The organism is Eubacterium sp. MSJ-33 (assembly GCF_022174665.1).
In the GTDB taxonomy this organism is placed as follows: domain Bacteria; phylum Bacillota; class Clostridia; order Lachnospirales; family Lachnospiraceae; genus Coprococcus_C.
This window is the reverse complement of record NZ_CP076562.1, coordinates 2451916-2467785: the sequence shown is the minus strand read 5'-3', so window position 1 is coordinate 2467785 and position 15870 is coordinate 2451916. Positions and strand designations below refer to the sequence as shown.

The following is a 15870-nucleotide window of genomic DNA, read 5'->3' as shown; positions in this document are numbered from 1 at the left end:
CACTATCCTGTCGGTATACAAAAAGAAAGGCTGTCTACCCCTGCAGACAGCCTTAATATTTATAGTTGATCTTATATTCTTCACTGCCAAGTTTGACATGTATGATTCTATGATTATAGCCAATCCGGTTATACCGACACAGCAATTTGGTAATCACACCAAGTTTCTTCGGTATTTCAAGATATCGAAAAATCGGTTGTTCCTCTATGATCCGGTAATCCGGTCTCCATGCGAAAAACACCTGTGCCGCATCATTCACCGAGAATTTTCTTTTTTTCCTCCGCTGTACAGTCTGGCTATGCTTACTCATATTCGCAGCCATATTCGCAACACTTGTAGACGCGGTAAAAATCAGATGGGCACCAGGAAATGTCAAACGTATTTTCTCAATCAAATCCCGGACCTCATTCTTACTCAGATATGAAAAACCATCGTCACAGACAAACAAGACCCCCTGGTTCTGCTTGCACTGTATCTCATCCAGCCACGAAAAATCCATCAGTCTCCGTCCGATTGTCTTTTCCCGCGGTCGCACACCATACATGGTCCTCCGTAACGACATGATATTATGCGAATCCAGACTATACCACTGAATCCTGCCATTATCCACCCTGCCAAACATATTATCCAGACGACATGCCATATGTATGACTGTTCCAAACGGAAATTCCTGCACAAATCTTCGAACAAGCGTATCACAGGCGCTTGCGTCTGCTGCCATACGGATATTCTGGTATTCGCTGATATGCGGGTTCAGTCTTGTGAAATCAAATTTGTGACTATATATAAACTTCTCTGCCCAATCATCCTTAAAATATTCCGGATATTTCTTTGACCAGTCAGACATCATCTTTAAAGGATAAATCGCCCGCAGAGACGTATCAAACGTTCCATTGATACAGTCAATCAAAAAGCCCTGTGCCTTCTTATATTCTTTTGTTCTATCATAGATCATGAAATCTTCGGCTTCTTCCTCGAATTCAAAGAACCGAATATTCGCACCCGCTTTTTTCGCTTTCTTATAAAATTCCCGGGCATAACAATGATACAGATCCTGCACACCCGAAAACAGCACAACATCGTCACAGATATCCGTCATATCTCCGTAATACGGGCTGGTATATTCTGTCTTGACCGCATAATCTCGCACCCAGTAAGAATTGAGGAATTCCTTGACGTGTTCGTTGTAAAATGTCCATTTCGAGCGTTTGGAAGACTCAATCAGCTCCTGTTCGAGTTCTTTATCAAAAAATTCTGTATCCATCATCGGAGACAGCAGAATCAATTGATCCGGTTTTCGAAATCCCTCGCGCCATGCAAGCATTGCAATGGATAGCGCAAGTCCTCCACCGGCGCCACATCCCATCAGAACAACACGTTCCACATCCTGTCCTTTCGTACAATTCCTGTATGTCGGCACGAGCATCTGGAACACTTCTTTACAGCAATGCTCCGGTGCAAGCGGATACATCGGCAGAAAAACTCCCGCATGACACGCCAGAGCCGTCTTCGCAAGGAATATCCATTCTGTCGGATTCATCGGAAAACATAATTTACTGGAATACAAATACATAATATATGTTCCGTTGAATCCCTGTTTTGGAACCAGCCGGTAGCAGATCCGCCCCTCTTCCCGCAATTCATCGATGTCAAACTGCTTCACAACAAACTGTGGAATTTTGATATCTGCTTTTCTTTTGCTCAGCTCCACCTGCCGCTTCAGATCTTCTGTGCGCATCTTATGAAATTTTATAGATACCGTTTTTCCCATAACTACGTTTATTGTATCAAACTTATGCTGTATGGGCAAGCTGTTTTCTGCTTGTTCGGTCAGAAGATGACCATGTTTTCCAGACAACAAAAAAGCATCCAACCTGGATGCTTTTTTACATATGAATGCGGAAGATGGGACTTGAACCCACACGGTATTGCTACCACAGGCACCTGAAGCCTGCGCGTCTGCCAATTCCGCCACTTCCGCGTACTGCGTTTCGTATCATATCATTTCTATCCACAAATGTCAACAAAAATTTCAACAAATTCGAAACGCCTTTTATTTTAAATTATTCTGCATCGGTAGATGACGCATCGTTTTCGGTTGCCGCAGGCAATTCTACAGTTGCATCACCGGCTGTTGCCTGTACACCCTTACCATTTTCCAGAATGAAATCTACAACCTTCTGTGCCAATGCATAATACACAAAATCCTCTGCTGTAAAGTCTTCTTTCATTTTATCTTCGTCTTCATAACCATAATACTCCATAACGGTCTTCTTATAGTCATCAACTTCTGTTTTGGAAACAGTAATGCCTTCCTTCTTGGCTACCGCACAGACTACAATTTTTTCTTTCATGTAATCCTCTGCTGTTTTCTGAATATACTCACGGAAGGAATCCTCATCCGAGAAACCAAATCTTGCTGTTACATAATCACCAAGGGAATATCCATAGCTGGATGCTGCCTTTTCCTGTTGCGCAATGCCCTCATCAATCAGATCCTGCATTTCCTGTTCCGGATATTCGTTGTAAGTCGTGGAATCGATCAAAACCTGCATAATTGCACTTTCATTCTGGCTCTTATCAGATTTTTCCTGCTGATCTACCAGATCTTTTCTGACAGATTCCTCATATTCGTCCACGGTAGCTGCATCTGTATAAGATGCGACAAATGCATCGTTATACTCCGGGAGTTCGCTGTCTGTCTTATAGTTCAGCGTAATCTTGAAGTCCGCTTCCTTTCCTTTCAACTCATCTTTTCCATAATCCTCAGGGAATGTTGCTTTAATATTGAATGTTTCACCGATCTTATGTCCTACAATTCCTTCTTCAAATCCCGGAATCATAGATCCGCTTCCGAGGGTCACATCATATCCTTTTCCTTCGGAATTACCACCTTCAAACTCTACACCATCAACACTTCCTACAAAGTCAATATTGACATTATCACCGTTTGCAACCGTTCCCTCTGTAACCTGCTTACTTGTTGCATACTGATTCAGTAACGACTGGATCTTCGCATCAACATCTGCATCTGTCACAGTTGTCTTTGTCTCCTCATATTCCAGCCCTTTATACTCCGGCAGATCACAATATGCGGCGTATTTGTCGATCATGCTCTGCTGATCCACACCATCTACTTTTTTTCCACATCCGGTAAGCATCGTCATACCTAGTGCAAGACTCAGCACATACCCAAGTGTTCTAAACTGCTTCTTCATAATACTACATATCCCTTCTATCTCTACATATATAACTACTGGATTTACACTTAAATCCCTAGCATTTATACCATATTTTTATAAAAATGAAAAGCTTATTTTCTTATTTCACAAAGAAATCACACCCGAAACACATTTTTTCACGGTCTTTCACATCCGGAATTTGGCTTGAATACGCGGTTTTCCGACATTTTAGGTGTCCAAAAAATCGCAATATCTAGTTTTTGTGTAATTTTTCGACACTAGATTTAGTGTTTTCATGTTTACAAAGCACAAGTCTGATGGTATAATGTGAAACCGTATTCACGTTTTTTATTTGGATACCAAAGAAATACACTGCACAGATAGTTTTAGGAGAGGGTTTATGAAAGTTATCAAACGAGATGGTCATACAGTGACCTATGACCGCAGCAAGATCATCACTGCCATCAAAAAGGCAAATGCTGAGGTTGAACCATGTGAAAAAGTTTCAGATGAAAAGATTGAAGAGATTGTGGAAAGCATCGAGAGTAAGAATCGTCCACGTATGCTCGTCGAAGATATCCAGGATATTATCGAGCAAAAGCTGATGGCCGACGGCAAGTTCGTTCTTGCCAAAACTTACATCATCTATCGTTACTCCCGTGAGCTCGTCCGAAAAGCAAACACAACAGATGATTCCATCCTGAGTCTGATCAAAAACCGTAACAAGGACGTTATGGAAGAAAATTCAAACAAGAACGCAACCGTTGCTTCTACGCAGCGTGATCTGATTGCCGGGGAAGTATCCAAGGATCTGACACGTCGTGTTCTGCTTCCTGAGAAGATTTCCAAGGCACACGATGAGGGTGTGCTGCATTTCCATGACGCGGATTATTTCTTACAGCCGATTTTCAACTGCTGTCTGATCAACATCGGCGATATGCTTGACAATGGCACCGTAATGAACGGCAAGCTCATCGAAAGCCCAAAGAGCTTTCAGGTAGCATGTACGGTTATGACACAGATCATTTCCTCCGTTGCCAGCAGCCAGTACGGCGGACAGTCCGTAGACATCCGTCATCTCGGCAAATATCTTCGCAAGAGCTACAATAAGTATAAGAATAAATTAATTGAAGAGTTCGGGGATAAGATTGACGATACGATTTTAGAGCAGATGGCCCAGGACCGCCTGCAGGATGAGCTTCGTTCCGGCGTTCAGACAATCCAGTACCAGATTAATACATTGATGACAACAAATGGTCAGTCGCCATTCGTAACTTTATTCCTGAATCTTGATCCAAACGATGAGTATATCGAGGAAAATGCAATTATCATCGAGGAGATACTACGGCAGCGTCTTGAAGGCATCAAGAACGAGAAGGGCGTCTATGTAACACCTGCATTTCCGAAGCTTATTTATGTATTGGATGAACACAACTGCTTAAAGGGCGGCAAATACGACCACATTACAAAATTAGCTGTAAAATGTTCTGCCAAGCGTCTCTATCCGGATTACATTTCCGCAAAAAAGATGCGTGAAAACTACGAAGGAAATGTATTCTCCTGCATGGGATGCCGTTCGTTCCTGTCTCCATGGAAGGATGAAAACGGAAATTATAAATGGGAAGGTCGTTTCAACCAGGGTGTTGTATCCCTGAATCTTCCACAGATTGGTATTTTAGCGAAAGGCAATGAAGAAAAGTTCTGGAGCATGCTTGATGAACGTCTGGAACTGTGCTACGAAGCCCTGATGTGCAGACATCATGCATTGCTTGGTGTAACATCTGACGTCAGCCCGGTACACTGGCAGTATGGCGCGATTGCCCGTCTGAAGAAAGGCGAAAAGATTGATCCTTTATTGAAGGATGGTTACTCTACTATCTCGCTCGGCTACATCGGCTTGTACGAAGTAACCAAGCTTATGACCGGGAAGAGTCATACAGAACCGGGCGGTGAAGAGTTCGCTCTTCGTGTGATGAACCGTCTCCGCAGAGCCTGTGACGAATGGAAAGAAGAGACCGGTCTTGGATTCGGTCTTTATGGTACTCCTGCCGAGAGTCTCTGCTATCGTTTTGCAAGAATTGACCAAGAGCGTTTCGGAACAATTGAAGATGTCACAGATAAAGGTTATTACACAAACTCTTATCATGTAGATGTACGGGAAAAGATTGATGCTTTCAGCAAGTTCCGCTTCGAGAGCCAGTTCCAGACAATCTCCTCCGGTGGAGCAATCTCTTATGTAGAGATTCCAAACATGCGTCACAATTTAGAGGCGCTTGAAGAGATCGTCCGTTTTATCTATGACAATATCCAGTATGCGGAGTTCAATACCAAGTCCGATTACTGTCATGTCTGCGATTATGATGGTGAAATCATAATCAACGATGACAACGAATGGGAATGCCCACAATGCGGCAACAAAGATCATTCCAAGATGAATGTAACCCGTCGTACATGCGGTTATCTCGGTGAAAACTTCTGGAATGTCGGTAAGACGAAAGAGATTAAAGCACGTGTACTTCATTTGTAAATTATCAAGGGGTTAGAAGATAGATATGAATTATGCAGATATCAAGCGCATTGATGTAGCAAACGGACTCGGTGTACGAGTTTCTTTGTTCGTGTCCGGCTGCTCACACCATTGCAAAGGCTGTTTTAACGAAGAAACATGGGATTTCAATTATGGAAAGCCATTTACGGAAGCAGAAATCGAGCAAATCCTAAATGATGTGAAACCTGATTATATCAAGGGGCTGTCGCTGCTCGGCGGCGAGCCTTTTGAATATGTCAATCAACAAGGACTGCTCCCATTGCTCCGCAGATTCAAGTCTCTGTACCCACAAAAAGATGTGTGGTGCTACACGGGCTATGATTTTGAAAAAGATATTCAGGAAAAAATGATGGTAATGTGGCCGGAGACACGTGAACTGCTCGGCTATATTGATATTCTTGTAGATGGAGAATTCGAGATGGATAAAAAAGATTTATCGCTCCGGTTCCGCGGTTCCTCCAACCAGAGAATCATCGATGTTAAACGTTCTCTCGCAGAAAACAAACTATGTCTCAAGGAGGAATTTTACCAATGATAACCCATATACAAGTACCAGTAAAGAAACTACACCCAGACGCAGTTCTGCCTACGTACGGTTCTGCAAATGCTGCGGGTGCAGATTTATATGCATGCATAGATGCCCCTCTCACACTTGCGCCACATGAAACTGTAATGGTGCATACCGGACTTGCCATGGAAATTCCTGAAGGCTATGCCGGGCTTGTCTATGCAAGAAGCGGATTGGCATCCAAACGCAATCTGGCACCGGCAAACAAAGTTGGAGTTGTAGATTCCGATTATCGTGGCGAATTTATGGTCGCACTTCATAATCACGGAAATGAACCACAGACCATTGATCCACAGGAAAGAATTGCCCAACTTGTCATCACGCCTTATATTGTCGGCGATTTTGCTGTTGTGAATGAGTTAAATGAAACCGCGCGCGGTGCCGGTGGATTTGGTTCTACCGGTCGTTAAATATTATCCTATAGGAGCAGGTTGTCAAAACTTCCGGTTATCCATGGCTGCCTGCTCTATTTTTTTCTGATAAGAAAGTTCTTTCTGACGGTCTGCCGTCACATCCCGTATTGCCCATACAACAGCTTTTACATTTCCATTTTCATCCCATTGCTGTGGGGTAAGAATCGAATACGACCATGTACCACCATCGTCCTCCGAAACATACGGTATATAATCTTTTTCTGCAAATCGGCTTTCCATACTTTCGAGATCCACAAATTTCCGATACCCATCCTGATATTCTGAAGATACAAAACTCTGAATATAACGCTCCAGCATATTTCCGGCTGTCTCTTCTTTTTGTAATATGGCGCCGACTTCTCCCGGCATCCGGATTGCCTCCCACTCACCCGTATCCAGATGAATCAACACATTCAGCTTATAGATACGACTGATTGCCTTAATAATCCGAAACTGCTTCTGTAACTCCCGCATCGTACTCTGTGCAGAACAGTTACGCAAAAAGGCAAGAATCAACAGAAAGAAAATATAAATAGCGGTGCTAAACGCAAACATCGTCGTCCGCGTTGCAAACACCTGTCCAGATGGGTACATAACATAAATCGTGTATTTTTTATATACATCCTGTTCCCCATACCAATGTTTTCCTTCATAATCCAACCGCGTAAGTTTTCCATCTGCCCATGACTTCGAATCTGTAATCGTGATTGAACAATCTGCTGCCAACTGTCCCTGCACATGCAGCCGATTGTTATTCAACACGACTTTTCCGTCTGTAATAACAACTATTCCATCCATTTTAAACAGATATCCGGAAAGCATGCCATCAATGGATATATCATTTTCCCCGATTGGGGCAATCACAACTTCGTGATAGCAGAGAATCAAGCCATCTTGTTTTTCGCGGGAAACGACCGCCAGATTATACTTCTTGCCATCTATCTCAGCCTGCTCCATATACACCTTCTGTGGGAATTTCAAAATCTGGGCAATTGGCTCATTCTTGAGTCTGTCCTGAAACAACACGGCTGCCTGTTCCCCACATGTCTGAACAATCTTTCCTCTCCCATCCGTTACAACAACGCCTGTCAGATTCTCATCCTCAACATAGGCCTCCAATATATCATTGCAAATTGCAACCCCATGTGCCTCATACAATGCGATAGATCTGGCTTTTTCCTGCAGACTCATCAAATCCTTCGACTGTTGATCATTCACATACACATCATACCTGTCACATGTTGCACGCGCATATGCAAGTGTCTCCTCCGCCACCTTCTGTACATTTCTTTTATCTAACCTGGTCTGAAACAAAAAAATAAATGCTAACAATAAAATTCCCGCCAAATACGGAAGCCATTTTATTACAGCATTTTTCTTTTTCCTTATTTTCACCATCGTTTATCTCCCCCTATGATATACTAGGTATTTTTCTTTTGTCCCCGCACCAATTATATTCTATGTTTTACGCTCTGTCTAGTCGTATTTTGCAAAAATAAAAAGTACAGATGTTATACAAGGATTATACAAAAACAATGTTTCCCCTGAAGGTTTCACTCCAGGGGAAAACAATCATTTACTCCAAATTCAGTTTATGTTTGCAGGTAAGTGTTGTAGCCACGGAAAGTACCGCAATTCCGACAATCTCTATGATCGTAACCGTCACAAGCACAACCAGATACTGCTTTGCCGTCGATGAGATCTGCTCCAGAAATAAGTCAATATCCTGCTTTGACAGAATCTCATTGAACACAACAACAAGTATGCCGCATATCATCTGGATCAGAGCAAAAAACACAACTGACCATATGCGTTCCCATTTTGTGAATGCATGGCCAAATGCATAGGCGGCGTTGATCGTCCAGATATTGCACATCACGCCGAGCCACATCATAAGAAGTGCCAATACGCCATCCAGCACAATCAGACTCCGATCCACTATCATCCCGGACATCGAAAGGAATTGCTGTATGAACCCTACGAAATCACTGAACACCTCGAAATTCCCGGTTGCGACGCAGATAGCAAGCCCATAAACAGCAGCCATCCAGGCAATCATCACCAGATCACAGATAAGTCTCGCGCCGATGAGTGTGGATGTCTTTACCGGCAGGGTATGGGTGAGATACCCCTGATCCTTGAAGAAACGATTCCTAAAATCAAGGCATGGAAGCAGTACGACCATCACAATCACGGCAAACATTACCAGAGCAAACATCACATCTACAAGTTTTACAAATACGGCAAATGCAGTCGTACCAACCACGTTATATAATTTATCCAGTCCGAGCACGATAACCGCAAAAAGCATCACACCGGCAGATATCATTCCGACTAATCCGGAACGGTTTACAAATTCATTTTTAATACATTTTCCTAGCATCGAAATACCTCCCTGAATATCGCATCAATTGACTGTCCTTTTTCTGCCCGCAATGCATCCGCATCCTTCTGACAGAGAATCTCGCCCTCCCTGATGAAGATGACTTCATCCAATATGTTCTCGATATCCGAGATCAGATGTGTGGACAGCAGGATCGTCGCTTTCTCATCATAGTTTGTAAGGATCGTCTGCATGATATAGTCTCTGGCTGCCGGATCGACACCTGCGATCGGCTCATCTAAGACATACAGTCTTGCCCGGCGGCTCATCACCATAATCAACTGTACCTTCTCTTTGTTACCCTTCGACAGCTTCTTCAAGGTCATATTCGGATCGATGTTCAAAAGCTTCATCATATCATACGCACGTGTCTCATCGAAATCCGCATAAAAATCTTTGAACATATTGACAAGCTGACGGATCTTTAAGTACTCATTGAAATATGTCCGCTCCGGCAGATATGAAACAACCGCCTTTGATTCCGGTCCAACCTCGTGTCCGCAGATGCGGATACTTCCTTTCTCCGGCTGCAGCAGACCAACCAGCATCTTAATGAGTGTCGTCTTACCACTTCCGTTCGGTCCCAGCAGGCCGATGATCTTTCCTTCCGGTAATTCCAGGTTCAGGTTCTCAAATACAGTTTTCGAGATCCCGTATCCTTTCTTCACACCGGATATTTCTACTAAATTACTCATGTGCTCCCTCCTCACTTAAATATCCTTTCAATACTGTTACAATCTCACCGTCTGCATATCCAAGTGTTCGCATGCTATCCACAAACGCCTGTATATGCTTCTGACTCAGTTCCTCTCGCATACTCGTTCCTCCTGCTCTTGGTTCTGCTACGAATCGCCCTGCCGTGCGCTGGGAATAGAGCACGCCTTCGCGTTCTAACTCCGAAAGTGCTTTCTGCATCGTATTCGGATTCACACCTGCGGTCACCGCAAGCTCCCGTACCGCCGGTACCTGATCGCCCGGTTTCAAGGTGCCCTGTGCGATCTGCATCTTTATCGCGTCCACGATCTGCAGATAGATCGGGGATTCATTGTTGAACTTCCACGCCAATCTTTGTTCCTCCTTTTTGTATTACTGTATTATCTGAATAGTACAATAATACAGTAGTACGGTTTTGTCAAGTATTTTTTTCAAACTAAAAAAACCGGAATGATTAACGCATCATTCCGGAAATCTCCCCCGCATCCATCTCGTATACCCTGTCGCATAATATTTCAATATCCTCTTTATTATGACTTGCCAGCAGCATCGTAACTCCCTGCTTCTTCAAATCCAATAAAAGCTTGCGTATATCTTCAACTCCATGTGCATCTAATCCATTCATCGGCTCATCAAAGATTAAAATATGAGGATTTTCCATAATTGCCTGCGCAATTGCCAATCGTTGCTTCATCCCCATCGAATATTTTTTTACATGATCTTTCAATTCAGGATCTAATCCAACCTTTTTTATTACTTCTTCAATATACGTTGTATTTTTTTTATTCCGTATTTCATACAAAAGCTCCAGGTTTTTCTTTCCATTATACCGTTCTAAGAATGCGGGATTTTCAATAATAATACCGATATTCTGCAATATCTCTTCATCCTTCTTCTTTCTTCCGTCTACATAGATTTCCCCCTCATCCAGACAATATAGTCCACATATACATTTAAACAAAACTGTTTTCCCACATCCGTTTCTTCCAACGATTCCAACACATTCTCCCTGTTCACAGGTGATTGATACATGATCCAAAACCTTATGGTTCTTAAAACTTTTACAAGCGTTTTTTACCTGTATTACCGTCATATTTTTTACTCCTCCACAGTCCAATCAAAATCTCGATTTTTTATTACAATGCAATCTACACATATACAAATGATTGCACCAACCAAACACGCTGCTATTTTATAAACCAAATTTGGCACACTTACAGAACGAACAATATATCCCGGTGATATCCACGAAAATGGAGATACATAATATACCCATCCATAAATATTACTCGAATTATAAGTTATTATTGGCATAATCGCAAAGAAACTTCCCACCAGTACTGCAGCCATCCTACTTATCAACAAACTGAATGTAAACATAATATGACCTACTAAATTAACTGCAAGAATTCCCATACCTATCCCATATAAGGCGCTCATCCAAGGAGAATATTTTTGCAAAACACTCATTTCAAAGCCAGCTATATCTGCTGATATTGTACCGTAAGACAAAGACATCGTGATTCGGTCCCATTGATTCGCAAATGATAATCGCGGAAATAACCGAATTACTTCTATTAAATAATTATATATAACCAAGAAGCTCGCCAAATTCGATATCATTATTTCCTGTGAAAAGAGCCATTTATATCGTCCACACCTCACTATATTATACATCTCTTTTTGGTTCATAAATGGTGCATCGGAATACATATACAGAACACAAAATCCAAAAATCATAATAAACGTTAAATTTCCGCATATAAGAGAAAAAATAAAAGGATATACGTTTTCTTTATACTGTTTTGCATATTCGTAAAACGTTTTCAAAATAGTATCTTGAAAAACTAACTGTATTAAGCTGATCACAAGCATACGCGATGAAAATATTTTAGATATTGTATTATTTCTAATGTATTTACCATATTGTATTCTTTTATTCATATCGCACCATCCTCTTAATACGAAAATATATTAATATTGATAATATCAAATACATTAGCACTGCTGTTATCAACGCCCATAAGAAAATATGATTTCCTAACCAGTTGTAATTATAAAAACAATTAAAGAGAGCATATATTCCGTATTCATAACCTACAATTCCATTCAAATATTTATACATTGTATATAAACATATTACAGGTAAAATCATAACCATCATTCTATTTTTAATAAAAAGTGATAATAACGCTGCAGCAAGTGCAACCACCCCACTTAAAAGCCCCATCTGCAACCCCGCAATACAATAAAACATCATATCGTGGTGCCTTTCCAACAGAGGCCACAATTCTAAATTGCAAAAACCTATCCCATTTAACTCATATGGCTTTATTACCAAATCATAAGAAATCCACTCCTCTCCAAAACTCTTTAAGCCAGCCACAAATAAAACAAACGAAATAAAAATCACACTTATCGTAGATATGCATATAAATAAAATTTTGCTAAATACATATTTCTTCAATTCCGCCCTTATCAAAACCTGATAGACTGTTTTTCTCTCAGAATCTTCTGCAAATACATATGCGTACGGCATAATTGCCATTGCAAATACAATCATATATTCACATCTAGACAATATATCCTCCATGATAGAAAACACACCGGTTCCCTTATCCTTTCGTTCCAGTACAATCAAAGCCATAATTATCAAAGATAAAAAAATACTTAAAACAAATTGTTTTCCAAATGCTCTTTTTAAATCATGTTTAATCATAAATTGTAAACACCTCTCCTGTTACCGCATTGATATCCAATTGGTCACACCGAAAATTCCCATCCGGATATGTTTCATAGGTTTTAAATATCCAAACTGGTGTTACTGTTCCATCTTCTGTCACGTAATTATACAATGTTGCGCGATATATCTCATATGTATTGTCTGTAAGTAATGCATCATAGTATCTGAAAACCACATCTGCAATCTCTTTAAACTGTTTGAGTTTAACAGTTTCTCCCTTTACATCAAAGTTATAAAGTCTGCTTGCCTCTATTCGCAGATCATGCCATCCGTTCTCCGTATAATACGCCACAATTGGTGCATTGCCCGCATACTCTATTGAATAATTAGCTTCCCTTGAATATACCGGAAGTCCTTGTAACTGTTGCCACATACAAATATAGTATCCATCATCCTCACTTGTATATATATCAGCTTCTTCTCCTTTTTCTTCTTGTTCACTAACCACACGATTTTCATTTAATGTATCTGCATCAACGCAATATACTGTTTGCATCGTGTCATTTACACCTGTATAAAGACTTGTGATTTCTTTTAACTCTGAAACCGTTTCTTCCTGTGATGCAAAAGCAAAATTTATATTTTTCTTATATAGATTCCCATTGTACCCCTCATCTTCTCCTCCTAAATTCAAAGCATCTGTGATATAGTTTGTCGGCATCATATAAATAACCTCAGACCACGAACCACATGTACCAACAATAAGTTCTGCTCCATTATCCAGCACATAATCATATTCATTTTTTTCAAAATCCTGTTTTGACACATTCAATTTTCCGGGAACTGAAGTTTTTTTATCGTCATCCCATTCCCATATCTCTGTCTCTATAACTTCATTATCTTGTATCAAACAATCTCTTATTCCGGCATAATCAAAATCTATCTGGCTTGCTGTCACAGATGTAAGCGCCGGAGATTCCGGCGCTAACACATCACAAGAGAAGACTACTTTTCCCTCAGTTGTTTCATATCTGTCAGGAAATACAACTTTTTCTGCATCCGTAGAAGTTTGCTCACTTATACCACCACTTATATCCTGATGCTCCATTCTTCTACCACATGCAGAAAATAAAAAAATGATTATTCCAACCACTGCAATATATCGTTTTTTAGTTATTCTTCCCATATCACTTTTCTACGGTGTATACCGCCCTTTCGTGTATTTTTGTAAGCGCTTACAATATCTATACAACCATACATACCCCTGTTTTTCAATGTTTGCTTCGTGAAACGGAAGTTTTATTCGTGAAACGGAAGTTTTTATTCATTTTGAGCACTTTCCAAAATGATACTTACTGTAAATATATTATTTCCATCCTGTACCTCTATTTCCCCATCATATTTTTCTACGATCTCTTTCACATTTTTAAGACCGTATCCATGCCACCCTTCTTCCTTTACACATTCCCCGCCCTGTGTATATGGATTCCTTATATCGATACAAATCAGACTTTCTTTTCTTCCGATTTTCAGTCCGATTTCTTTCCTATCCGTATCTAATTTTTGTACAGCCTCCTTCGCATTCTCCAGAAGATTCGATATCAGTAAACACAAATCCAAATCATCAATTCCAATCTGTTGCGGTATTTTCCCACTGTAATTCAATGTGATTTCATTTCGTTCGAGTTCTGCTCCCAATACGCCATCGATCACGGCATCGACAATTCGATTTTGCGAATAGATAATTTTATTTTTTGTTCCCTCTGACTTTTTCCATTTTTGAATAAACGCCAGCGTTTTTTCATATTCTCCCTCTTTCATCATGACCTCGACGGTCTGTAACATATGATGCATATCATGCTGTCTGGCTCTTGTCTGTTCATTCTTCTCATACAATCTTGTATAATAATTCTTTGTAAGTTCCTGTTCTCTTCTGTATATTGCAATCTGCTGCTTCTGCAAATCCCTTATCTGTTCAGACTTATGAATATATAAGAAATATAACGCCATACAAAACGAGGAACCCAGCATGACAATAATCACATATGTATTTTCTGCACGCACATTATTTCTGACACCATCTCCCAATACATATGCCACAAATGCTATTTGCAAAGCAACCAGAAGTTCAACGAGCAGTGCAAATATGAATGTCGGTATTGTAACCGTAACCGTTTTTCTGTTTTTTCTTAATAAATAGGCTATCAACGCCAAAAGAACACATTCCACGGCTATATTTATCATATCTAACGATGGATTCTCATAAAAACTATCGATCCTTATTGCAAAACAATTAAAACCTACTAATGCTATAACGACACCCAATGTTTCAACTAACAGATATGCAAGTATCGTTTTCCGTGTGCAATCCGCCGTTTTCAAATCCATTACCAGACAGGCACAAAACAAATGCAAAATCGGAGATATATCTGCCTCATTATAAGTCATTGCCACATATTCCAGCCATGTCTCTATAAGCAGCACGCACGCACATATTACGATACGAAAAATCCATCCTCGTTGCTTCCACCTCGTCCTGCTGCCAAACACAATCTGCATAACCAAAACGATACATGTAAACTTGATACATAAAACCAAAAAGTGAAGCACAAAATTCAAAGAATCACCACCTGTTTTCTTATATATGCATAGTAAGCAGTCCGGAATTGGCGTACCTTCCCCTTCGGAATTTTAAAACATTTGTCATCCGTCATATATACCATATCCCTGTCTATCTTTTTTACATTGCCGTAATTTAATATTACGTTTCTTGCCACTCGGCAAAACTGATCCTCCGGTAATATCTCCTGCCAGTGTGAAAGCGTATATCCTGACAACAAATAATCGGTCTTTATATCCCCCGGCTGTCTGTAATACACCTCACTGTATTTATCAGACGCCTGTATATACATCACATATTTTTGTTCCAGCCTCCTAGTTTCGCCATTCTGCTGTATTTCCAGCACATTTGATAACTCCTGTTCATACTTCGATATAATCTCAGCAAGTCGTGTCTCATAATTATCTTTATTCAAAAAAGCAACTACATTTCTTCCAAAAGCCTCCTGCATCATCTCTCTATGAGAAGTCAGATATACGATATCTATGTGCATCTTGTTTTGCTGTAACCGCTTTCGGATTTCTAATCCCGACTCCTCCGGCATCTCTATATCTAAAATCAGCAGATCCGGTATGATTCCCCGATAAATATTTTGCAGTAAATTTTCCGGACTTGTATATGAAAAAACCTCCGTCTTTGGCTGCACGATCTTCCTGCAATAACAATACACCTTATCTAATATGTTCCGTTCGTCATCACAAATTGCTATTATCATATGTTCTCCTTTTTCACAATAAAAAACACAACGAAAAGTATTAT

General features: G+C 40.5%; 15 protein-coding genes and 1 tRNA gene. 3 read left to right on the top strand and 13 right to left on the bottom strand.

The features are described from left to right. Nucleotides 1-52: 52 nt before the first annotated feature. The 3 genes from KP625_RS11620 to tig all read right to left on the bottom strand — a co-directional run bounded on the left by KP625_RS11620 (nt 53) and on the right by tig (nt 3218). On the bottom strand, nt 53-1771 hold the full coding sequence (locus tag KP625_RS11620) for a class I SAM-dependent methyltransferase (RefSeq protein ID WP_238297989.1): 1719 nt from the start codon (nt 1769-1771) through the stop codon (nt 53-55). A gap of 126 nt (nt 1772-1897) precedes the next feature. Next, a tRNA-Leu gene (locus KP625_RS11615) sits at nt 1898-1981 on the bottom strand. Nucleotides 1982-2063: 82 nt separating this feature from the next. After that, nucleotides 2064-3218 (bottom strand): trigger factor, encoded by a 1155-nt coding sequence (tig, locus tag KP625_RS11610; protein ID WP_238297987.1) that lies wholly within the window; start codon nt 3216-3218, stop codon nt 2064-2066. A 364-nt stretch (nt 3219-3582) separates the two neighbouring features. Between tig and nrdD the strand changes: the two genes are divergently transcribed. The 3 genes from nrdD to dut are packed head-to-tail and all read left to right on the top strand — an operon-like array spanning nt 3583 to nt 6708. Then, on the top strand, nt 3583-5709 hold the full coding sequence (nrdD, locus tag KP625_RS11605; protein ID WP_238297985.1) for an anaerobic ribonucleoside-triphosphate reductase: 2127 nt from the start codon (nt 3583-3585) through the stop codon (nt 5707-5709). Between the two features lie 25 nt (nt 5710-5734). Continuing rightward, the gene (gene nrdG, locus KP625_RS11600) at nt 5735-6265 is read left to right on the top strand and encodes an anaerobic ribonucleoside-triphosphate reductase activating protein (RefSeq protein ID WP_177969629.1); all 531 of its coding nucleotides are present in this window, start codon (nt 5735-5737) and stop codon (nt 6263-6265) included. Then, the gene (gene dut / locus KP625_RS11595) at nt 6262-6708 is read left to right on the top strand and encodes a dUTP diphosphatase (protein ID WP_238297984.1); all 447 of its coding nucleotides are present in this window, start codon (nt 6262-6264) and stop codon (nt 6706-6708) included. Before nrdG ends, dut begins: the two co-directional genes overlap by 4 nt. A gap of 24 nt (nt 6709-6732) precedes the next feature. On the opposite strand, the gene KP625_RS11590 is transcribed toward dut, so the two are convergent. From KP625_RS11590 to KP625_RS11545, 10 genes are all read right to left on the bottom strand, one after another. After that, the gene (locus tag KP625_RS11590; protein ID WP_238297982.1) at nt 6733-8109 is read right to left on the bottom strand and encodes a hypothetical protein; all 1377 of its coding nucleotides are present in this window, start codon (nt 8107-8109) and stop codon (nt 6733-6735) included. Between the two features lie 178 nt (nt 8110-8287). After that, complete coding sequence (locus tag KP625_RS11585) at nt 8288-9094, bottom strand: hypothetical protein (RefSeq protein ID WP_238297981.1); 807 nt, start codon at nt 9092-9094, stop codon at nt 8288-8290. After that, nucleotides 9088-9789 (bottom strand): ABC transporter ATP-binding protein, encoded by a 702-nt coding sequence (locus KP625_RS11580; RefSeq protein WP_238297980.1) that lies wholly within the window; start codon nt 9787-9789, stop codon nt 9088-9090. The genes KP625_RS11585 and KP625_RS11580 overlap by 7 nt, the downstream gene beginning before the upstream one ends. Beyond that, complete coding sequence (locus KP625_RS11575; RefSeq protein ID WP_238297979.1) at nt 9782-10159, bottom strand: GntR family transcriptional regulator; 378 nt, start codon at nt 10157-10159, stop codon at nt 9782-9784. The genes KP625_RS11580 and KP625_RS11575 overlap by 8 nt, the downstream gene beginning before the upstream one ends. A gap of 103 nt (nt 10160-10262) precedes the next feature. After that, on the bottom strand, nt 10263-10901 hold the full coding sequence (locus tag KP625_RS11570; RefSeq protein ID WP_238297978.1) for an ABC transporter ATP-binding protein: 639 nt from the start codon (nt 10899-10901) through the stop codon (nt 10263-10265). Nucleotides 10902-10906: 5 nt separating this feature from the next. Then, the gene (locus KP625_RS11565) at nt 10907-11752 is read right to left on the bottom strand and encodes a hypothetical protein (protein ID WP_238297977.1); all 846 of its coding nucleotides are present in this window, start codon (nt 11750-11752) and stop codon (nt 10907-10909) included. Continuing rightward, nucleotides 11745-12527 (bottom strand): hypothetical protein, encoded by a 783-nt coding sequence (locus KP625_RS11560; RefSeq protein WP_238297976.1) that lies wholly within the window; start codon nt 12525-12527, stop codon nt 11745-11747. Before KP625_RS11560 ends, KP625_RS11565 begins: the two co-directional genes overlap by 8 nt. Further along, complete coding sequence (locus tag KP625_RS11555; protein ID WP_238297975.1) at nt 12520-13677, bottom strand: hypothetical protein; 1158 nt, start codon at nt 13675-13677, stop codon at nt 12520-12522. Before KP625_RS11555 ends, KP625_RS11560 begins: the two co-directional genes overlap by 8 nt. A gap of 134 nt (nt 13678-13811) precedes the next feature. Next, nucleotides 13812-14975 (bottom strand): sensor histidine kinase, encoded by a 1164-nt coding sequence (locus KP625_RS11550; protein ID WP_238297974.1) that lies wholly within the window; start codon nt 14973-14975, stop codon nt 13812-13814. Between the two features lie 131 nt (nt 14976-15106). Then, a complete protein-coding gene (locus KP625_RS11545) occupies nt 15107-15826 on the bottom strand; it encodes a LytR/AlgR family response regulator transcription factor (protein WP_238297972.1) in 720 nt (239 codons plus the stop codon). Nucleotides 15827-15870 lie beyond the last annotated feature (44 nt).

What these genes read in the sequence shown, in the direction of transcription:
- KP625_RS11555 (WP_238297975.1), bottom strand. Translation starts at nt 13,677, where the DNA reads ATGGGAAGAATAACTAAAAAACGATATATTGCAGTGGTTGGAATAATC.
- nrdD (WP_238297985.1), top strand. Translation starts at nt 3,583, where the DNA reads ATGAAAGTTATCAAACGAGATGGTCATACAGTGACCTATGACCGCAGC.
- KP625_RS11590 (WP_238297982.1), bottom strand. Translation starts at nt 8,109, where the DNA reads ATGGTGAAAATAAGGAAAAAGAAAAATGCTGTAATAAAATGGCTTCCG.
- tig (WP_238297987.1), bottom strand. Translation starts at nt 3,218, where the DNA reads ATGAAGAAGCAGTTTAGAACACTTGGGTATGTGCTGAGTCTTGCACTA.
- dut (WP_238297984.1), top strand. Translation starts at nt 6,262, where the DNA reads ATGATAACCCATATACAAGTACCAGTAAAGAAACTACACCCAGACGCA.
- KP625_RS11560 (WP_238297976.1), bottom strand. Translation starts at nt 12,527, where the DNA reads ATGATTAAACATGATTTAAAAAGAGCATTTGGAAAACAATTTGTTTTA.
- KP625_RS11545 (WP_238297972.1), bottom strand. Translation starts at nt 15,826, where the DNA reads ATGATAATAGCAATTTGTGATGACGAACGGAACATATTAGATAAGGTG.
- KP625_RS11585 (WP_238297981.1), bottom strand. Translation starts at nt 9,094, where the DNA reads ATGCTAGGAAAATGTATTAAAAATGAATTTGTAAACCGTTCCGGATTA.
- KP625_RS11570 (WP_238297978.1), bottom strand. Translation starts at nt 10,901, where the DNA reads ATGACGGTAATACAGGTAAAAAACGCTTGTAAAAGTTTTAAGAACCAT.
- KP625_RS11580 (WP_238297980.1), bottom strand. Translation starts at nt 9,789, where the DNA reads ATGAGTAATTTAGTAGAAATATCCGGTGTGAAGAAAGGATACGGGATC.
- KP625_RS11620 (WP_238297989.1), bottom strand. Translation starts at nt 1,771, where the DNA reads ATGGGAAAAACGGTATCTATAAAATTTCATAAGATGCGCACAGAAGAT.
- KP625_RS11565 (WP_238297977.1), bottom strand. Translation starts at nt 11,752, where the DNA reads ATGAATAAAAGAATACAATATGGTAAATACATTAGAAATAATACAATA.
- nrdG (WP_177969629.1), top strand. Translation starts at nt 5,735, where the DNA reads ATGAATTATGCAGATATCAAGCGCATTGATGTAGCAAACGGACTCGGT.